The sequence below is a fragment of the Rhodococcus sp. T2V genome (assembly GCF_029269925.1).
Classification (GTDB): domain Bacteria; phylum Actinomycetota; class Actinomycetes; order Mycobacteriales; family Mycobacteriaceae; genus Rhodococcus_F; species Rhodococcus_F koreensis.
Genome location: NZ_JARJBD010000039.1, coordinates 66,015 through 83,821 on the forward strand (window position 1 = coordinate 66,015; position 17,807 = coordinate 83,821).

Below are 17,807 nucleotides of genomic sequence, written 5' to 3' on the forward strand. Positions count from 1 at the left end.
TCTCCTTCGCCGCCCCCGCCAGCAGTGCGTCCCAGTACACCATGCCGAGCGCACCCGCGACACCGGAAACCTGCGCGGGTCAGGCCTCGTCGGAGGGTTCCGCGTAGCAGTCACGCACCGCCACATCCATCGGAAACCGCACCTGCGTCTCGCCGAACAGCAACCGGGTGGCTACGTCGACGGCGCCCAGAACGTGCCGCGTCGCGGACTCCGGATCCCGGGTGTGCACCATCACCTCGTCGTGCTGGAAGAAGACCAGTTCACTGTCCGGTTCGTCGGCCAGGCGGCGCCGCAGATCGGCGAGCACGCACAGCGCCCACTCGGATGCCGTGGCCTGCACCACGAAGTTCCGGGTGAACCGGCCGCGGGACCGCGCGTCGCCGTGAGACCAGAAGTCGGGTGACGGCGGCGGGCAGGCGCGGCCGAGCCACGAGTGCACGACCTCGCCGCGTTCACCGGAGCGGGCCGCCCTCTCCACGTATTCGACGGCGACGGGAAAGCGGGTGCGCAGCAGGGTGAGCAGGGACCGGGCCTCGCCGGCTGTCGCGCCGTACAGCACACCGAGGATCGCGACCTTGGCCTTGCCGCGGTCGCCGTCGAACGTCTCCGCCGCGACCGGTGCGTACAGGTCGTCGGCGCCCGCGGCGGCGACCATGCGGGCGTCACCCGACATGGCGGCCAGTATGCGGGGTTCGAGTTGGCCGGCGTCGGCGATGACGAACGTGTGACCCGGGTCGGCGATCACGCTCGACCGCAGCGGTTTCGGAATCTGCAGTGCGCCGCCGCCGCGGCTCGCCCAGCGGCCCGACACCACGCCGCCGGGGACATAGACCGGGCGGAACCGGTCGTCGCGGACCCAGCTGTCCAGCCACTGCCAACCGTTCGTGCTGAACAGCTTGGACAGATCCCGATGGTGCAGGAGCAGCGGGACGGCAGGGTGATCGACCTCGCGCAGGAGGTGTTTGCGGGTCGACGCGAGTTCGATGCCCTCACGGCGAAAGGCGTCGACGACTTCGACGTGGGACGCCGGGTTGATGCGACGGCCGAACGCCGCCCCGATCTCGACGGTGACGTCCTGGATGCGCTGCGGCAGGTCGTACCCGGCGGGACGGGGCCCGAGCGTCGTCTCGAGGAAGGCGCGGTGGGCGGTGGTGGAGAACGGCAGCCCGTCGAAACTCATCTCCGCGGCGGCCAGCGCTCCCGCGGACTCGGCGGCCACCAGCAGGTCGAGTTTGGCATCGTCACCGATCGTCTTGCGCTGTTCCGCGAAATCGGTGACCACCTGAGCCGGATCCGTGGCGGGTGCGGTGTCGAACAGACCGGGGCGTTCGTCGACGGGTTCGTCAGCCGGCGGCGCCGGAACGCCGTCGCGCATACTGAGGACGGCACGGGTGAGCGCGAGGTCGTGGCAGCGCCGCACCCGCACCCCGGCCCGGAGCAGCGCCGGATAGACGGCGGCGGTACTCGTCCAGACCCAGCGGGGGTGCTCGGCTGCTTCGATGTCGCGGACCGCGGCCACGCCGTCGGAGTGCCGACGCGGCGACTCGACCGGGACTCCCGCTGGATCGGTGCGAACGGTCGTCGCGCCACCCTCGGCGCCGGGAACCATGACCACTCTCACGGGCCCAGTCTGCTCTGCGCCACCGACAGGCGATAATCCGCCGCCGGACGGGGGTGAATCCGCAGGTCGGCACTACACTGAACGCAGACGCTTCTCGCCGGAAGGAGGGGCATCCGATGGCAACCATCGAAGAGTTCGAGCAGACGGTGACAGACAGGGTGATCGCCGGACTGCACGACCGATTCGCCGACTACGAGCGCCGCGGAGTCGGACTCGCCGAACTCGGCGACCCCGATCGGTTCGTCGAGCGGATCCTGGCGGCGGTGCCCGCCCCGCATCCCTGGTACGAACAGTTCGGCACGGCCTGGTCGACCCCCGCGTGACTCACTCCCCGGCGGGGTCCACGGCGGGTTCGGTCTGTGCCTTGTGGCGGCGGTGCAGACCCTTACGGTCGTAGAACCGGGTGATGACGGCACCGAAGACGAGGCCGATGAGCAGGCCGGCGAGGGTCATCCACACGGCGTGGATGAGGCCTGCGTCGCCCGATGCGCCGAAGAACATGATGGCGCGCACCCCGATGTAGATCTGGTGCATCGGCTCGAACTCACCGAGCCAGCTGTACAGCCGCGGCGCCGCCTCGAGCGGGATCGTGCCCCCGGACGAGGGGAGCGCCAGGACGACGAAGACCAGCAGGTTGATGAGCAGGCCCAGGTTCCCGAACGCGGCCATCACCGACATCGCCGTGATCCCGACGGCGGCGATCGCGAATGCGCCGTACTCCCACAGTGCGAGCGGATCGGTGATCGGCAGCCCGAGGGCGGAGCTGATCCACAGGTACAGCCCGGACACGATCATCGCCAGCAGTACCATCACCGCCCACTTGATCAGCAGGGTGTGGAAACGGGAGATCGGGACCGCTTCGTTGTGCAGGTACAGCGGCCCGACCTCGGTCGGGGTGAATCCCAGCATGCCGTCGGTCAGGGTGCTCGCGATGGTCGCACCGGTGAATCCCGCCAGGACGATCAGCAGCGCGTAGTAGAACGCCGCCAGGCCGAAACCGGTGTTGTCCGGTAGCGGGTTGTGGGCCACGACCCGCACGTCGATGGGCTCGTCGAGCACCAGCCGGCTGGCCCCCGACAGCTGGAGGTCGGGGGCCGTCGCCTGCAGTTGCTGCGTCACCTGGGTGGTGAGTTGCTCGCCCATCATCTGGTTGGCCTTGTCCATCGCCATCTGACCGATGTTCTGGACGAGGTTCGCACTGATCGTGCCGGCGCGGGGGTTCGTGTAGATGGTGATCACGGGTCGTTCGACGTCCCCGGGGATCACGCTCGCCTGGGCGAGGATGAGCGTGCGTTTCGTGAAGTCGCTCGGGATGACGATGGCGCCGTATATCTCCCCGTTGTCCAGTGCGGACTGGGCCTGCGCGATCCCGATCTGCCGCAGTTCGATCTTGTTCGGATCGACGCCCTCGAGGAGGCCTGCGGCGATCTGGTTGCCGAAGTTCTGCCGCTGCGGCGGATCGGAGTTGGGCACGGTGTCGCCCTCGTCCTGATCGACGAGGGCGATGGGGAAGTGGTGGAGGTGCTCGGGGGGATTGAGCATGCCGCCCATGTACAACGCGGCGAGTAGGGACATGACGACGGAGACCAGGAGCACGGGAGCTATCCAGAACCGCGGTGTCCGCAGCACGCTCATCCTGCCGGCATCGCTGGTTTCATGTGCCATGGCCCCTCGCGTCCTCCCGTGTCCGTGTCGCTCCCCGGATCGACCAGCCGGATCAAGAGTAGGCGGTGGGGCCGCTCAGTGCGCCGAAGTGACCTCGAACCAGGCGTCGAGCGTCGGCTCACCGACGAGGTCGACGAGATCGACCTGGACGCCATCCGCGCGCCACCGTTCGACCAGCGCCATCACGCGCACGGAGTCCATTCCCTCGTCGAGGAGGTTCGCGTCGTCGTCGATCTCGGCGACCGGGACGTCGAGGACGTCGGCGACGTCGGCGCGGATTCGGTCGCGGGTCGGAATTGTGCTGGGAGCGGAACTCACTGTCATCCTCCGGTGCGTCGGCCGGACCCGGCGCGTTGAGCCGGTCCGACCACATGGGGTAGGTTGCTGGGTTAGTGAAGCCTAAGCATAGTTGCTCTCCGCGCGAACGGCGAAACGGAGAGCTGTTGCAACCGAATGTGAATGGATGACAATGGCTGGATTATCGCGATACGCAATCGACTTGACGCCTCTCCGGACGAGTCGCGAGTTCCGATACATCTTCATCGCCCGCACGATCTCCATCTTCGGTCTGGGCCTGCTGCTGGTGGCAGTGCCGCTGCAGGTGTACGACATGACGAATTCCACACTGGCAGTGGGCGCGGCGAGCATCGTCGTGGGCACCTCGGTGTTCATCGGCACCCTGTTCGGCGGCGTGATCGCCGACCGGTACGATCGCAGGCCGGTCATCTCGCTCGCTCGGGCCACGGCAGGGGTTGCCTTCGCCATTCTCGCGGTCAACGCGTTCCTGCCCACACCCCAACTGTGGATCATCTACCTGTGCGGCGTGATCGAGGGCCTCGCAGGCGGCATCTCCGCGACCGCACTGATGGCGGTGATCCCGTCGCTGCTGCCCAAGGACAAGATGGCCGCCGCCGGCGCCCTGATGACCGTGATGGCCGATCTCGGGACGGTCGCGTCACCCGCCATCGGCGGTGTGATCATCGCGGCGACGTCCGTGGGCACCAACTACGTTTTCGCCGCGGTGTCCTCGGGGATCACCGCGTACTGCATCGCCAGGCTGCCGTCGCTGCCGCCGCCGGTCAAGAACACCGAGAGTCCGCTGCGGTCGATCGCCAGCGGTTTCACCTACGCCGCCAAGGATTCCGTGGTCGGCGGGACGCTGCTGGTCGGCTTCTGCGCGATGATGCTGACCGGCTGGAACGTGCTGCTGCCCGCCTACGCGAGCCAGGTGCTGCACGCCGGACCGGCCGCCACCGGACTGCTCTACAGTGCTCCCGCCGTCGGCGCCCTCACCGGATCACTCACGAGCGGCTGGACAGGAACGGCTCGTCGCGGGGGCCTGATCGTGTTCCTCGCGGCCATGATCGCGTCGGCCGGGCTGATCGGCGTCGGCGCCGTCCCGATGATCGCAGTCACGTTCCTCGGTCTCGCCGCACACGGCTTCGGGCGCGTGCTCGGCGACATCCTCCGGTACGCCGTCATCCAGACCGAGACGCCCGAGGAGTACCGCGGACGCGTCGCCGGAGTGTGGGGCGCCCAGATCTCCACCGGCTCGGCTGCCGGAGCGCTCGTCGCGGGCGCCGTCGGCGCGGCGGTGGGCCCGCGCGAGGCGTTCCTCCTCTACGGAACCGGCGGCATCGTGGTGCTGGCGCTTCTCGCGCTGACCCTGAAGGGATTGCGCACCTACAGCAGTGCCGCTGCCGAAGAGGACCTCTCGGCAGCGGCACAGTGACGCGCTCAGGTGGGAACTAGCTGGCCTGAGCGTTGTTCGCGGCCTGCGACAGCTGCGGGAGCAGCTTGTCGAGCAGCCACGGCACGCTGAGCACGTTCGGCGAGCTCGACGCGAACACCAGCGGCGGATCGGTCAGACCCACGTAGGCGTTGTCGCGCACGGCCTTCACCCCGGCGAACAGCGGGTTCGACTGAACCTCGTTCTGCAGTTCGGGCGAGAGGTACCAGGCGAGCAGCACATCCGGGTTGTACGTCGGCAGCAATTCCATGCTGACCGGAGCGGCGAACTTGGTCTGGTCACTGCTCTCACGCAACTTCTGGGCGAGCGGGTCGACCGTGAATCCGAGGCTTGCCAGCATCTTCAGGCGAGGATCGGTGTCGAAGTAGAAGTTGTACGACCCCGGCTCGGTGCCGCTGCCGAAGGCCACCGTCTTGCCTGTGAACTCGGGGTGCTGCGACTTCGCCTGCGCCAGGGTGTCCTGCGTCTGCGTCACCAGCGCCTCGGCCTGTGCCGACCGGCCGAGGGCCTTGCCGACCGTGGTGATCTGGTCTTCCCAGCTGGTCGCCCAGCGACGCTCCGGGTACGCCACGGTGGGGGCGATCGCCGACAGCTTGTCGAACTGCTCCTGGTTCACACCGGAGTGCACGGCCAGGATCACGTCGGGGTCGAGTGCCGCGATCTGCTCGTACGGCATCTCCTTGCTCGACGCCGTCAGCAACGCGGGTTCCGCGTTCGGGTCGAGCTCTTCGAGCTTCGCGCGCGACCACGGCAGCAGGCCGTCGTCGGTTCCGGTGTCCGACTTCATGTTCTGCACGGCGACGGGCACGACGCCGAGCGACAGTGCCGCGTCCTCGCTGCCCCAGCCGAGCGTGACGACGCGTTCCGGTGCCTCCGGGATCTCGGCGGTGCCGAGCGCCGACGGAATCGACACGGGAAAGGCCGACGCGTCGGCCTGTCCGGTGGCGGATCCCGCCGCGTCGGTCGAGTCGGACGTCGACTCGCTGCAGGCACCCGCGAACAGCGCGGTTGCCGCCATCATCACGATTCCGGCTCTACGCCAGTATCTTCCGGACGTTTTCATCGATCTCCCTGTTCTTTGTTGATGGGGTTCATGGGCGAGCCGAACGAGGCGAGCGCCTCGTTCACGACGGAACCGACTTCGCCGATCCAACGCGGCTGAGTCATGTCCTTGTGCTCGCAGTCGAGGTCGTGGTTGACGATGGTCCCGGTCAGGTAGGGCCGCCACAAGTCGTACGTCGCCGCGGTCGCAGGATTCCTGGCCGCGGTGAAGAAGAGCATGTCGGAGTCCACGACGATCTGTGAGGGTTCGGATTCGAGGCGCACGGCGTTCGCGAAGTTGTCGATCATCGCGGCCGGTGTGTGCTCGTTGATCCCGGCGAGGGCACTGCCCTCGCCGCGCAGGATGTCGATCACCTGCTGCCGGTCGAGGCCATCCACGAGCAGCGGTTCCGGGTCGTAGCCGACCATGTAGAGCAGAGCGGCGAGCGCGTCCTGCTCCGTCGGCATCGACGCCCACGCGTCCGACGGGAAGGAGTCGAGCATGACGAGCATGCCCAGTTCCTCGCCCTGATCCTGCAGTGCGCCCGCGATGGCGTGCGCGACGACGCCGCCCAGCGACCATCCGAGGAGGTGGTACGGGCCCGTCGGCTGCACGGTCCGCATGTGCTCGATGTATTTGGCGGCCATGTCCTGGAGCGTTTCCGGCGGCCGCGTGGACGTCGACAGGTTGGACGCCTGCACGCCGTACAGCGGGTAGTCGTCGTCGATGTGCCGCAGCAGGCCGGAATAGCCCCAGCTGATCCCGCCGGCGGGGTGGAAGCAGAACACCGGTGGCCGGGAGCCCTCGGTGCGGAACGGAAGCAGCACGGCCAGCGCGTCGGCGTCGTGATCGTCGTCGAGGCGGCCTGCCAGCTGGGCCACGGTCGGCGCCGCGAACAGCGAGGCCACGGTCGCGGTGACGGACAGCCGTTTCGAGATCGCGCTCATCAGCCCGGCCGCCATCAGCGAGTGGCCACCGAGGTCGAAGAAGCTGTCGTCGATGCCGACCCGCTCGATGCCGAGGGCCTCCGCGAACAATTGGCACAGTACCTCTTCGCGGGCCGTGCGCGGCCCCCGCTCGGACACCTGCAGGGACAGGTGCGGAACGGGGAGCGAAGACTGGTCGAGCTTGCCGTTCGGCAGGGTGGGGAACTCGTCGACGGCGATGAACGCCGCCGGGATCATGTAGTCCGGCAACCGGCTGGCGGCGCGGCGATGCAACTGGTCGGGGTCGATCCGGCCACCCGGCACCGACGTGGCGTACGCGACCAGCCGCTGATCACCGGGCCGGTCCTCGCGGACCACGACGACGATGTGCTCGACGTCCGGGTCACCGGACAGCACGGCCTCGATCTCATTGAGTTCGATGCGGAATCCGCGCACCTTGACCTGCGAGTCGGCCCGGCCGGTGAAGTAGATCTGACCGTCCCGGCCCCACCACACCACATCCGATGTCCGGTACATGCGGCTGCCCGGCTCCGCGAACGGGTCGGCGATGAACCGCTCCGCTGTCTTCGGAGTCTGGTTGCGGTATCCGCGGGTGACGCTGTCGCCCGCGAGATACAGCTCACCGGACACGCCCGGGGGTACCGGCCGCAACGCGTGGTCCAGGACGTAGGCGTGCTTGCCGGGATCGACGACGCCGATGGGGACGGGACCTTCGTGTCCCGGTTCGACGAGGGCGAGGGTGGCGTTGACCGTGCACTCGGTGGGTCCGTACGCGTTGAACAGTCGGCGGCCGGGAGCGTACCGCTCGATCAGCTGCGGGGTGAGCTTCTCGGCGCCGAGCATCAGGTCGACGCCCTCCGGGATGGGATGCTCCGGCGGGAACGCGGCGGCGAAAGACGGTGGCACACCGACGAAGTTCACGTCGTGTTCGTTGATGACCCGGGCGAGGGGCTCGCCTGGGATGCGGTCGGCGTCCGTCGCGACCACCAGCGTCCCGCCCGAGAGCACCCCCCACATGATCTGCCAGAACGCGAGGTCGAAGCTGATGGACGAGAAGTGCAGCGCACGCGTGGTGTGGTCCATGCCGATCACGTCCGACTGCAGCGACAGCAGGTCCGCGATGCCGAGGTGGGGGACGACGACGCCCTTGGGAACTCCCGTCGAACCGGACGTGTAGATGAGATACGCGGCGTCGTCGAGGTGCAGCGGCCTGGTGCGGTCGGCGTCCGTGGGGGCGGTGACGGGCTGGGTGTCGAGCAGCGCCTGCAGGTCCGGATCGTCCAGGTCGAGAACGGGCACGGCGGTGCCCAGCGGCGTGCGGTCGGGCACACCGACCGAGGAGGTGAGAATCGCGACCGGGGCGCCGTCGGCGAGCATGTGCGCGATCCGGTCGGCCGGGTACGTGGGGTCGACGGGAAGATATGCGGCACCGCTCTTCAGCACGGCGAGGACACTGATTATCAGCTCGGCGGAGCGGTCGAGGGCGAGCGCGACCACGTCGCCGGGGCCTGTGCCCCGCGAGATCAGCAGGTGGGCAACGCGGTTCGCGCGTTCGTCGAGCTGCCGGTAGGTGAGAGACACCGCGGGCCGCACGCTCGCGCCGACGGCGAGGGCCTCGGCGTCGGGGGTGCGGGCCACCTGCTCCGAGAAGTACTCGTCGAACGTGCGGGCGGGAATGGAGTGCTCCGAGTGCGACCATTCGCCGAGCACCCGCTCCCGCTCCTGCGGGGTCAGGATGTCGAGCAAGCCGATCCGCTGCTCGTGATTCGCGACGAGGCGCTCGATCACCACGGCGAGTCGGTCGGCGAGGGATTCGACCGTTGCGGCATCGAAGAGTTCGGTGGAGTACTCGAACGTCACGTCGACGCCGCCGCTGTCCGGACGCTCCTGGAAGCGGAGCGCCAGATCGAATTTCGCGGACGTCGCGTCGAGCATCCGCACGGCCGCGGTCGTTCCGTCGAATTGCTCCGCGGCGCCGTCCTGCTTCCAGTGCGAGAGCATCACCTGGAACAGGGGGTGGCGGGCCGACGACCGTGGGGGATTGACCAGTTCCACGATGCGGTTGAACGGCACGTCGGCATGGTCGACGGCGTCGAGGTCGACGGCTCGGACCCGGTCCAGCAACTGGTCGAACGTCGGGTCGCCCGAGACGTCGGTCCGCAGGACCACCGTGTTGATGAAGCAGCCCACCATCGCGTCGAGATCGGGGTGACTGCGACCGGCGACGGGCACCCCGAGGGCGATGTCCTCCCCGGCGCCGAGCCGTTCGAGGAGCACGGCCACCGCGGCATGGACGATCATGAAGAAGCTCGCGCGCCGCTCGGCGGCCAGCGCATCGACGGCCGCGTGCAGCGACGGCGACAGCGTGCGGTGCACGCTCGCGCCGCGATTGGTGGGCAGGGCAGGCCGCGGGCGGTCGGTGCGCCAGCCCAGTTCGAGCGGCAGACCGGCGAGTTGCTCACGCCAGTAGTCGAGCTGGCCGGTCAGCAACGGGGTCGCGTCATCCGGCCCCGCGCCGATGCGTTCGCGCTGCCACACGGCGACGTCCGGGTACTGCAGCGGCAGCGGCGTGAACTCCGGTGCCCGTCCGGCGCGGCGGGCGTTGTACGCGAACGCGAGATCGTCCAGCAGCTTCGACTGCGACCATTCGTCGCCGATGATGTGGTGCATCAACAGGACCAGCGTGTGCTGCGGCTCGTACAGCACCGCGCGCAGCGGCGGCTGATCGGTGAGTCCGAGCCCCACCGTCGTCATCGCTGCGATGTGTCCCTCGATGTTGCCGACGTTGTCGACGCGTTCGAGCCGGACCTTCGCGTGTGCCGCGGGAAGCACGACCTGGTGGGGCATGGAGTCGACGAGGGGGAACACCGTCCGCAACGACTGATGCCGGGTCACGACGTCCGCGAGCGCCGCGGACAGCGCATCCGGTTCGAGGCCGTCCCCGAAATCGACGGCCAGTGCCAGCAGGTACGTTCCGCCGCCGGCCGCGCTGTCGAGAAACCACAGGCGTTCCTGCGCGGGGGACAACGGCACCGGCGTGCCCTCGGGGAGGTCCCGCGGGGACGGCCTGCCGGCCTGCACCCGCTCACCGGCGTCCTCCAGTTGCGCGGCGACGGCGGCCACGGTCGGGTTCTCGAAAACCGTCGCGACCCGCAGCGGCACACCGAGTTCCGCGGTGATCGCCGACACGAGGGCGGCGGCGAGAAGGGAGTTCCCGCCCAGCGCGAAGAAGTCGTCGTGGACGCCGACCTCCTCGGCGCCGAGGATCGACGTGAACAGCGGGAGGATCCGGGCCTCGATGTCGGTGCGCGCTGTGTCGCCGGCCCGTCCGAGCCAACGGGGGGCGGGCAGCGCGTCCTTGTCGACCTTGCCGTTGTGGGTCAACGGCAACCGATCGAGCATCACCAGCGCGGACGGGGTCATGTACCCGGGCAGCGTGCGGACGAGGTGTGCCCGCACGTCCTCCTCGACCGTGTCGGGCGTGCTGCCCGGCCGGGGAACGACGTATCCGACGATCCGCTGGTCGCCGCCGGCCTGCTCGTGCACCGTCGCGACCGCCGCCTGCACGTCGGGAACCGCGGTCATCGCCGCGGTGATCTCGCCGAGTTCGACACGGTAACCGCGCAATTGGATCTGGTCGTCGATCCGGCCGTGATAATGGAGGGTGCCGGTCGCGTCGTACCGGGCGAGGTCGCCGGTCCGGTACATGCGCGTCCCGCTGGAGGCGAACGGGTCGGCGACGAACCGCGCCGACGTCAGGTCGGGACGCCCGAGGTAGCCGGGGGACAGTCCGGGCCCGGACACGTAGATCTCCCCGGTGACGCCGGGGGGCACCGGGCGCAGTCCCGGCCCGAGAACGTAGGTGCACAGGTCGCCGAGCGGCGCCCCGATGTCCACGACGTCGGCGCCGGTGACCTTCGTGGCGGTGACGTGGACGGTGGTCTCGGTGATGCCGTACATGTTGACCAGGGTCGTTTCCGCAGCCGGACCCGAGGCGGCGAACCAGGCCCGCAGGACCGCCGGATCGAGGGCCTCACCGCCGAACACGACGTACCGCAGCCGCAGCCGATCGAACGAGTCCGCGCGGGCGAGAGCGTCGACGAGATGCCCGAACGCGGACGGCGTCTGGTTCAGGACGGTGACACTCTCGTCGACGAGAAGGGCGGCGAGGTCGGCCGGTGACGTGAGGGTGGTCTCGTCGACCGTGACGAGGCGTCCGCCGTGCAGCAGCGCACCCCAGATCTCCCAGACGGAGAAATCGAACGCGTACGAATGCAGCAGCGGCCAGCAGTCGTCCTCGGTGAACGTGAACCATTCCCGGGACACCTCGAACAGCCGCAGCACGTTGCGGTGCGGAATCGGAACGCCCTTGGGCACACCGGTCGATCCGGACGTGTAGATGATGTACGCGATGTCGTCGGCGCGCACCGGGTCGTCGAGTTCCCCGCCGCCGGACTCCGGCGCGCCCTCCTCGACGCGGGGGAGGTCGCCGAGCAGATCGGCGGATCCGATTCCCAGCGTCGGCTGCGCGTCCCGCAGGATGAACCGGGCCCGCTCGGCCGGGGAGGACGGATCGATCGGCAGGTAGGTCGCGCCGCTGCGGAGAATCGCGAGGACGGCGACGATCAGATCGGTGCCGCGGGGAAGGCTGACGGCCACGACCGTGCCGCGTCCGGCGCCCGCCGACCTCAGCCGGCGCGCCAGGGCGGCGGCGCGCTCCGAGAGTTCCCGGTACGTCAGGTCGTTCACCGCGACCCGGTCCGGGTGGGTGCGCACCTGCGCGAGGAAGGCGGAGGCGATGCTGTCGGGACGTGCCGCTGCGGTCGTGCCGGTCCGGTCGAGCCCGGCCGCCGACCGCCACGAGTGCAGTTCATCCGGGGCGCAGACATCCACGACGGTGACGGGTTCCGTTGCCACGGAGATACTTCGGAGGTAGTGCGCGAAGCGATGTGCGTGGTTCCGGATCTCGACGTCCGTGTAGACCTCGGGGTTTCCGGCCCATTCGAGCGTGAGTTCGTCGCCGGCACCGGAGACGGAGATCACCACGTCCTCCACCGGACCGGTGGCCAATTGGTGCACCGACCCGGAGGTGGGGCCGAAAGCGATTCTGGCGGCGAACGGTTTGACGTTCACCACCGCTCCGCCGGAGATACGGCTCCCGGCGTCCCGGACACGCTGGAACGGGCGGGCTTCGGACAGTGCCGCGGCCACCCGGCCGATCACGTCGGCGAACGTCGGCCGTGGGTCGAGGGGGACGTGGAGCGGCACGATGTTCGTGGCCGTCACGGGTGACGCCAGCTCGATTCCGTTGCGGGCCAGCACCGGAACCCGAAGCGTCACCTCCTCGGCGCCCGTGTGGGCACCCAGGTACGTGGCGGCGGCCGCGTACACCGCCTCCGCCCACGTGGTCGCCTGCGCCGTGGCGGCGTCGCGCAGGCTCCGTGCGACGCCGGGGTCGATCGGGATCGTGCATCGATGGGGATCGGGGGCCGGCCGGCGCATCGTGTCACCGAATCCGACCGGACGCGAGACGGCCGGAGGGGCGCCGTCGGGGGCCGCGGCGTCGAACTCGTGTGCCGCCCGGACGTGCTCCCGCAGCGGCGGGAACTTCGCCGGTCGCGGTTCGGTGCCCGCGAGCCGGGCCGTGTACAGCGCCGCGACACGGCGGGTGAGCAGTGAATACCCGTACGCGTCCAGCAATGCGTGCGGGGCGCGAAGGTACCAGATCGCACCGGATTCGGCCGTGATCAGTGCCGTGCGCACGAGGGGAGCGGTGGCGAAGTCGAGTGGTCGGCGCACGTCCTCGCGCATCCACTCCACAGCCGCGGCCCGGTCGAGATCGAGGCGTTCGAGTTCGGGCGCGTGATGTCGATCGTGCACCTGCACGACGTCGGCCGGATCGGCGTCGGGCTCGGCCACGAAGCGGGTCGAGAGCACCTCGGCCTCCGCGATCACCGCGCGTATCGCCGCGGCGAGAGCGCCGAGGTCGACAGGGGCCGCGACCTCCACGTATTCGGCCGTCGTGAACGCCGACCGGGTCGGGTCCAGATGGTGCCCGGCCCACAGTTCGCGTTGGGCGGCGGTCAAGCTGACGTCGGTGTCCGCCTCGGTCTGCAGGGGGGACGGCGACGATATCGAAAGGGACATCTAACAGGCGCTCCTGATGCTTTCGGCTTTCGGGCTTTCAGCTGCTCGGCGTGTCAGGTTAGCCTAACCACATAAGATGTGGTGATCCGGCTGCCGCGGCTCAGCCGACTTCGAGCGGGGAGAGTGCGGTTACCAGCGCGTCCGTGGTGGTCACCGAACCGCAGCGCTTCGCGGCATACGTGAGCGCCATGAGGTGTTCGTCACGGCTGAAATCCGCAGTCGCGTCGGACACCAGGAACGGCTGGACGTCCGCCATGAACGCCTCGGCGGCACTCAGCATGCAGCCCATGTGTGCGTAGACGCCCGTCACGATCAGCTGGTCGCGGCCGTGATGGCCGAGCAACTGCCGGAGGTCGGTGCGCTGGAAGGCCGAATACCGCCATTTGGTCACCTGGATGTCGCCGTCGCGGGGGGCGAGCGGCTCGACCACCTCGGTGTCGCGACCCGACGTCAGTCCCGGGCCCCAGAAGTCGGCGAGGATTCCGCGACGCGACGGATGCTGGTCGCCGGGCTGCATCGTGTAGATCACGGGAATCCCGGCTTCCGCGCAGAGTTCGCGGATCCGGACCATGTTGGCCATCGCGGTCGACATGGGTTCGGCACGTACGTCGTACGCGTCGATGAAGTAGTTCTGCATGTCGTGGACCAGCAGCGCGGAGCGCCGGGGGTCGAGGCGCCAGGTCACCTTCGATTCGGGGACCTCGTGGATCTCCGGGATCGTGTAGGTCGAAATGGGCGGGATGGCCATATGGTTCCTCACTGTCGGTTCTGTCGATTTCTGGGCGTATGCCGCGCGAATCTCGGTGAACGACAGCGCTCCGCCCCACCGCTCGCGCATTCGGTTAGGTTAGCCTTTGCAACCTGGCTTCTGCAATCGCCAGGTGTGCGGGTGTCGGGCGCACAGTAAGGTGACTGACCGGTGGGGGCCGGGCACTGGCCTCCCGCGCCGGATCCGCCGACCAGGAGAGATCGTTGACCAAGCTGCTGTTACTGCTGCTGATCGTTGTCGTGATCGTGGGCATCGTGCTGATCCTGCGGAATCGGTCCGGAAAGAACGCAGCGCCTGCTGCCAGGGTCGATCCGCTCGCCGACTACCCGGAGGTCTACGACCCGTACAAGATCGGAGTCGGCGACATCATCACGTACGCCGGAATCGATCACGTCGTGCGCGGGACCATCACCCTCGACGAAGAGGGATACATCTGGCACGAACACCTCCTCGACGGATCGACCGGTCAGCGGTGGCTCACCGTCGAGAACGACGAGGGCAACCTCGACATGACGCTGTGGATGCGCAGAGAGGGTACAGGCCTCGAACCGGGCGGTGACGTAATCCTCGACGACGTCGTGCACCGGCAGATCGAGCGCGGCACCGCCTCGTTCACGGCAGAAGGCACCACCGGCACCGCACCCCAGGGCATCGTCGACTACGCCGACTACGCGACGGCCGACAAGACCGGCCTGCTGTCCTTCGAGCGCTGGGCGCGGACGCAGTCGTGGGAGGTCTCCACGGGCCGCGCCGTGACCCGGGGCGAGCTCACCGTGATCCATTCCGGTCCGCCGCAGTGACACTGCACGTCCTCGACATCGAATCCCGGGATGTGACGGCCGAGGCGCTCGGTCTCGTCGTGAACGCCGAAACGCCGCTTCCGCTGGCCGAACTCACCATCACGTACGGTGACGAGCAGGTGACCCTCGGCGTGCTCGGGGCGTCGCACGCGGTGACGGCGTCCGCGGCGGGCAGCCGGATCACCGAGCAGGTGTCGTGCGACGCGATCCGGGCAGGCGGCAGACCGCTCCCGGTATCCGACAGCGCGGGCGGGTACCGATTCGACTCGACCACCGACATCGTCGACCGCGCCCGCCTCGAGCAGACCGCCGACTGGCTGCGGCGGCAGGCCACCGAGGTGGAGGGGTGGATCTGCGGGGCGTTTCCCGGAGACCACACCGCACTGACCGCGCTCACGGCGACGCGTGAGCATCCCGGCGGATGGGCCTGGCAGACCTGGCATCTGTATCCGGTGGACAAGGGTGGGGTGATCGTGAAAACACGAAGCAGGTGGCTGCCGTGAGCAGGTTCGGGACACGCGTGCGGCTCGCCCCGATGCTGCTCCTGGTGCTGGCCGCGACCGCGTGCGGCGGCGGGGTCCGCGACTACATCGCCGACACGTACGCCCTGCAGAACACGGCGGGCGACGCGAAGACGTACACGTCGAAAGACCCGGTGGGCACCACCGTCTCCTCGATCGTCGCCGAAGAGCCCCCGGCGGCTCGGAAGGCGGACGGCGGCAGCGAATACCTGCGCTACGACGACGACATCGTCACGGTCAGTGCCGCGCCGGGCGGCGGCAGCCTCGTGCGCGTCGAAGACATCGACGGACGCTACCGAAGCGGCGGGTTCGCCTATCTGGGGCCCGGTTTCAACCCAGGCTCACCGGCGGGCGGCGCCGGCGGCAGCGGCGGATCCGGCAGCGCGAAATGACAGACACCACTCGACTCGGGAGAAGCGCGTGAACACCACCTACACGGCGGCAGCAACGGAAATCGGCAGCGTCGACGTCGGACTGCTCGCCGTCGGCATGCTCGGCACCCTGGCGTACTTCGTCATCGGCATTGCCGTCCTCGGCGTCGGCTTCGCCGTCCTCGACCTCGCCACCCCCGGCAATCTCCGGCACCAGGTGTACGTCGACAAGAACCCCAACGCGGCAATCCTGCTGGCGTCGAACCACCTCGCCCTCGCTGTCGTCGTGGTCACCGCGATCCTCACCAGTTCCGACGGATTCGCGCAGGGACTCGCCGACTCCGCGGTCTACGGCCTGTTCGGGGTGCTGTTGCAGGTCATCGCGCTGCGACTGATGAACGTGCTGCTGCCCGGCCAGTTGGTCGGACTGGTCGGGAACCCGCAGATGTGCGGTGCCGCCTGGGCGGTCGGTGCGAGCCTGTTCGCCATCGGCCTCGTGAACGCCGCCGCACTCACCTGATCTCGTGACGACCACAGCGGCAGAGCCGAACTTCCCCCGCGCGCTCAGTGGACGGTCCAGGGCGTTCCTGCTCGCCGCGGTCGCCGCCTGCGCGGCGTGCGGGTTGATCTACGAACTGGCCCTGCTGACGCTGTCGGTCAGCCTGACCGGTGGCGGGATCACCCAGACGTCGCTGATCGTCGCGGGTTTCGTGGCCGCACTCGGGGTCGGCGCCCTCGCCGCCAAACCGCTGCTGTCCACCGCCGCCGCGTCGTTCGTGGTCGTCGAGATCGTCCTCGGCCTCGTCGGCGGGTTCAGCGCGGTGACCCTGTACGTGACGTTCACGTTCTTCGGTTCCAGCGCAATCATTCTCGTGCTCGCCACCGCGCTGATCGGTGTGCTCGTCGGCGCCGAGGTGCCGCTGCTGATGACGCTGCTGCAGTCGGGCCGCAGCGACACCGGTGCCGAGAGCACCGGAAAGGTGCTGGCGAACCTCAACGCCGCCGACTACGCGGGCGCCCTGGTCGGCGGCCTGCTGTGGCCGTTCGTCCTGCTGCCCGTCGCCGGGATGATCCGCGGCGCCGCGATCACCGGCATCATCAACCTCGTCGCCGCCGCAGTCGTGGCGCTGATCCTGCTCAGGTGGCAGCTCAGCCTGCGCACCCGGCTCCTCGCCGTCGTGGCGCTGCTCGTCGCCGCCGTGTGCATCGCCGTGCTGCTGGTGCGGGCCGACGGCATCGAGACCACGTCCCGGCAACGCCTCTACACCGATCCCGTCGTCGCCGCGGAAAGGTCGCAGTACCAGGAGATCGTCGTCACCGAACGCGGGGGAGACGTGCGGCTCTTCCTCGACGGCGACCTCCAGTTCTCCAGCGTCGACGAACACCGGTACACAGAATCGCTGGTGTACCCCGCGATGGCGGACGACCCCGAACGGGTACTGATCCTCGGCGGGGGCGACGGCCTCGCCGCCCGAGAAGTCCTGCGACTGCACGGCGTCGAGGACATCGTGCAGGTGGAGCTCGACCCGGCGGTCATCGAACTCGCGAACACGCGACTGTCCGGGCTGAATCAGGGTGCTCTGCAGGACCCGCGCGTGCACGTGGTCCTCGACGACGCGTTCCGGTGGCTCCGCGACGCACCGGACTCGGGATTCGACGCCGTCATCGTGGACCTCCCCGACCCCGACACCCCGGCACTCGGCCGCCTGTACTCCACCGAGTTCTACGGTCTCGCCGCCGCGGTCCTGAACCCCGGCGGACTGATGGTCGTGCAGTCGGGCAGTCCCTACTCGACGCCCGACGCGTTCTGGCGCACCACGTCGACCGTCGCGTCGGCGGGTCTGGCCGTCACGCCTTACCACGTGCTGGTGCCGAGCTTCGGGGACTGGGGGTACGTCCTCGCCCGGCGCGGCCCCGAACCGCCGGCGCTGCGCCTCCCCCGCGACGTCCCCGAACTCCGCTTCCTCGACGAACCGACCCTCGCCGCGTCCGTGATCTTCCCGCGCGACCGTCCCCGCCGCGAACTCGAGCCCTCGACCCTCGACCGACCACGCATCGTCGACGACATGCGGAAGGGCTACGAGCGCTGACGCACCCGTGAGTACTTGTTAACCGCCCGCGGTAGTTGTCAACCTGTCTGAGACAGGTTCTGGTTGATGTTGATGCCTGTCGGT

At 69.0% G+C, this 17,807-nt stretch carries 13 protein-coding genes; 7 read left to right on the forward strand and 6 right to left on the reverse strand.

The annotated features are described in order from the left end of the window. Window positions 1-79: 79 nt before the first annotated feature. Window positions 80-1,621 (reverse strand): bifunctional 3'-5' exonuclease/DNA polymerase, encoded by a 1,542-nt coding sequence (locus tag P3H15_RS28720; protein WP_276140347.1) that lies wholly within the window; start codon window positions 1,619-1,621, stop codon window positions 80-82. A 116-nt stretch (window positions 1,622-1,737) separates the two neighbouring features. Here P3H15_RS28720 and P3H15_RS28725 point away from each other — a divergent pair, with 116 nt between their 5' ends. Further along, on the forward strand, window positions 1,738-1,944 hold the full coding sequence (locus P3H15_RS28725) for a hypothetical protein (RefSeq protein WP_276140348.1): 207 nt from the start codon (window positions 1,738-1,740) through the stop codon (window positions 1,942-1,944). A 1-nt stretch (window position 1,945) separates the two neighbouring features. On the opposite strand, the gene P3H15_RS28730 is transcribed toward P3H15_RS28725, so the two are convergent. Beyond that, the gene (locus P3H15_RS28730; protein WP_276140349.1) at window positions 1,946-3,286 is read right to left on the reverse strand and encodes a YhgE/Pip domain-containing protein; all 1,341 of its coding nucleotides are present in this window, start codon (window positions 3,284-3,286) and stop codon (window positions 1,946-1,948) included. 75 nt (window positions 3,287-3,361) lie between these two features. Further along, the gene (locus P3H15_RS28735) at window positions 3,362-3,610 is read right to left on the reverse strand and encodes a phosphopantetheine-binding protein (RefSeq protein ID WP_276140350.1); all 249 of its coding nucleotides are present in this window, start codon (window positions 3,608-3,610) and stop codon (window positions 3,362-3,364) included. 145 nt (window positions 3,611-3,755) lie between these two features. On the opposite strand from P3H15_RS28735, the gene entS reads away from it, so the two are divergent. Beyond that, window positions 3,756-5,018, forward strand: a complete 1,263-nt coding sequence (gene entS, locus P3H15_RS28740) for an enterobactin transporter EntS (protein WP_276140351.1) — start codon at window positions 3,756-3,758, stop codon at window positions 5,016-5,018. A 16-nt stretch (window positions 5,019-5,034) separates the two neighbouring features. Here the strand turns inward: entS and P3H15_RS28745 are convergent, their stop codons facing one another. From P3H15_RS28745 to P3H15_RS28755, 3 genes are all read right to left on the reverse strand, one after another. After that, a complete protein-coding gene (locus P3H15_RS28745) occupies window positions 5,035-6,099 on the reverse strand; it encodes an iron-siderophore ABC transporter substrate-binding protein (RefSeq protein WP_276140352.1) in 1,065 nt (354 codons plus the stop codon). After that, the gene (locus P3H15_RS28750; protein ID WP_276140353.1) at window positions 6,096-13,172 is read right to left on the reverse strand and encodes a non-ribosomal peptide synthetase; all 7,077 of its coding nucleotides are present in this window, start codon (window positions 13,170-13,172) and stop codon (window positions 6,096-6,098) included. Before P3H15_RS28750 ends, P3H15_RS28745 begins: the two co-directional genes overlap by 4 nt. A gap of 100 nt (window positions 13,173-13,272) precedes the next feature. Further along, complete coding sequence (locus P3H15_RS28755) at window positions 13,273-13,920, reverse strand: isochorismatase family protein (RefSeq protein WP_276140354.1); 648 nt, start codon at window positions 13,918-13,920, stop codon at window positions 13,273-13,275. A 224-nt stretch (window positions 13,921-14,144) separates the two neighbouring features. Here P3H15_RS28755 and P3H15_RS28760 point away from each other — a divergent pair, with 224 nt between their 5' ends. From P3H15_RS28760 to P3H15_RS28780, 5 genes are read left to right on the forward strand one after another with little or no spacing between them, the layout of a single operon-like run. Next, a complete protein-coding gene (locus P3H15_RS28760; RefSeq protein ID WP_276140355.1) occupies window positions 14,145-14,741 on the forward strand; it encodes a DUF4178 domain-containing protein in 597 nt (198 codons plus the stop codon). Beyond that, window positions 14,738-15,244: a DUF2617 family protein gene (locus P3H15_RS28765; RefSeq protein ID WP_276140356.1), complete on the forward strand. Its 507-nt coding sequence runs from the start codon at window positions 14,738-14,740 to the stop codon at window positions 15,242-15,244. Before P3H15_RS28760 ends, P3H15_RS28765 begins: the two co-directional genes overlap by 4 nt. Beyond that, window positions 15,232-15,654, forward strand: coding sequence for a DUF4247 domain-containing protein (locus P3H15_RS28770; protein WP_206013264.1), 423 nt, complete (start codon window positions 15,232-15,234; stop codon window positions 15,652-15,654). The genes P3H15_RS28765 and P3H15_RS28770 overlap by 13 nt, the downstream gene beginning before the upstream one ends. A 28-nt stretch (window positions 15,655-15,682) precedes the next feature. Then, window positions 15,683-16,153, forward strand: a complete 471-nt coding sequence (locus P3H15_RS28775; protein ID WP_072947786.1) for a DUF350 domain-containing protein — start codon at window positions 15,683-15,685, stop codon at window positions 16,151-16,153. A 4-nt stretch (window positions 16,154-16,157) separates the two neighbouring features. Further along, the gene (locus P3H15_RS28780) at window positions 16,158-17,723 is read left to right on the forward strand and encodes a polyamine aminopropyltransferase (protein ID WP_276140357.1); all 1,566 of its coding nucleotides are present in this window, start codon (window positions 16,158-16,160) and stop codon (window positions 17,721-17,723) included. The last annotated feature ends 84 nt before the right edge of the window (window positions 17,724-17,807 follow it).

Coding starts and splice junctions, on each gene's coding strand:
- P3H15_RS28745 (WP_276140352.1), bottom strand. CDS start 6,099: ATGAAAACGTCCGGAAGATACTGGCGTAGAGCCGGAATCGTGATGATG.
- P3H15_RS28755 (WP_276140354.1), bottom strand. CDS start 13,920: ATGGCCATCCCGCCCATTTCGACCTACACGATCCCGGAGATCCACGAG.
- entS (WP_276140351.1), top strand. CDS start 3,756: ATGGCTGGATTATCGCGATACGCAATCGACTTGACGCCTCTCCGGACG.
- P3H15_RS28735 (WP_276140350.1), bottom strand. CDS start 3,610: ATGACAGTGAGTTCCGCTCCCAGCACAATTCCGACCCGCGACCGAATC.
- P3H15_RS28725 (WP_276140348.1), top strand. CDS start 1,738: ATGGCAACCATCGAAGAGTTCGAGCAGACGGTGACAGACAGGGTGATC.
- P3H15_RS28730 (WP_276140349.1), bottom strand. CDS start 3,286: ATGGCACATGAAACCAGCGATGCCGGCAGGATGAGCGTGCTGCGGACA.
- P3H15_RS28750 (WP_276140353.1), bottom strand. CDS start 13,172: ATGTCCCTTTCGATATCGTCGCCGTCCCCCCTGCAGACCGAGGCGGAC.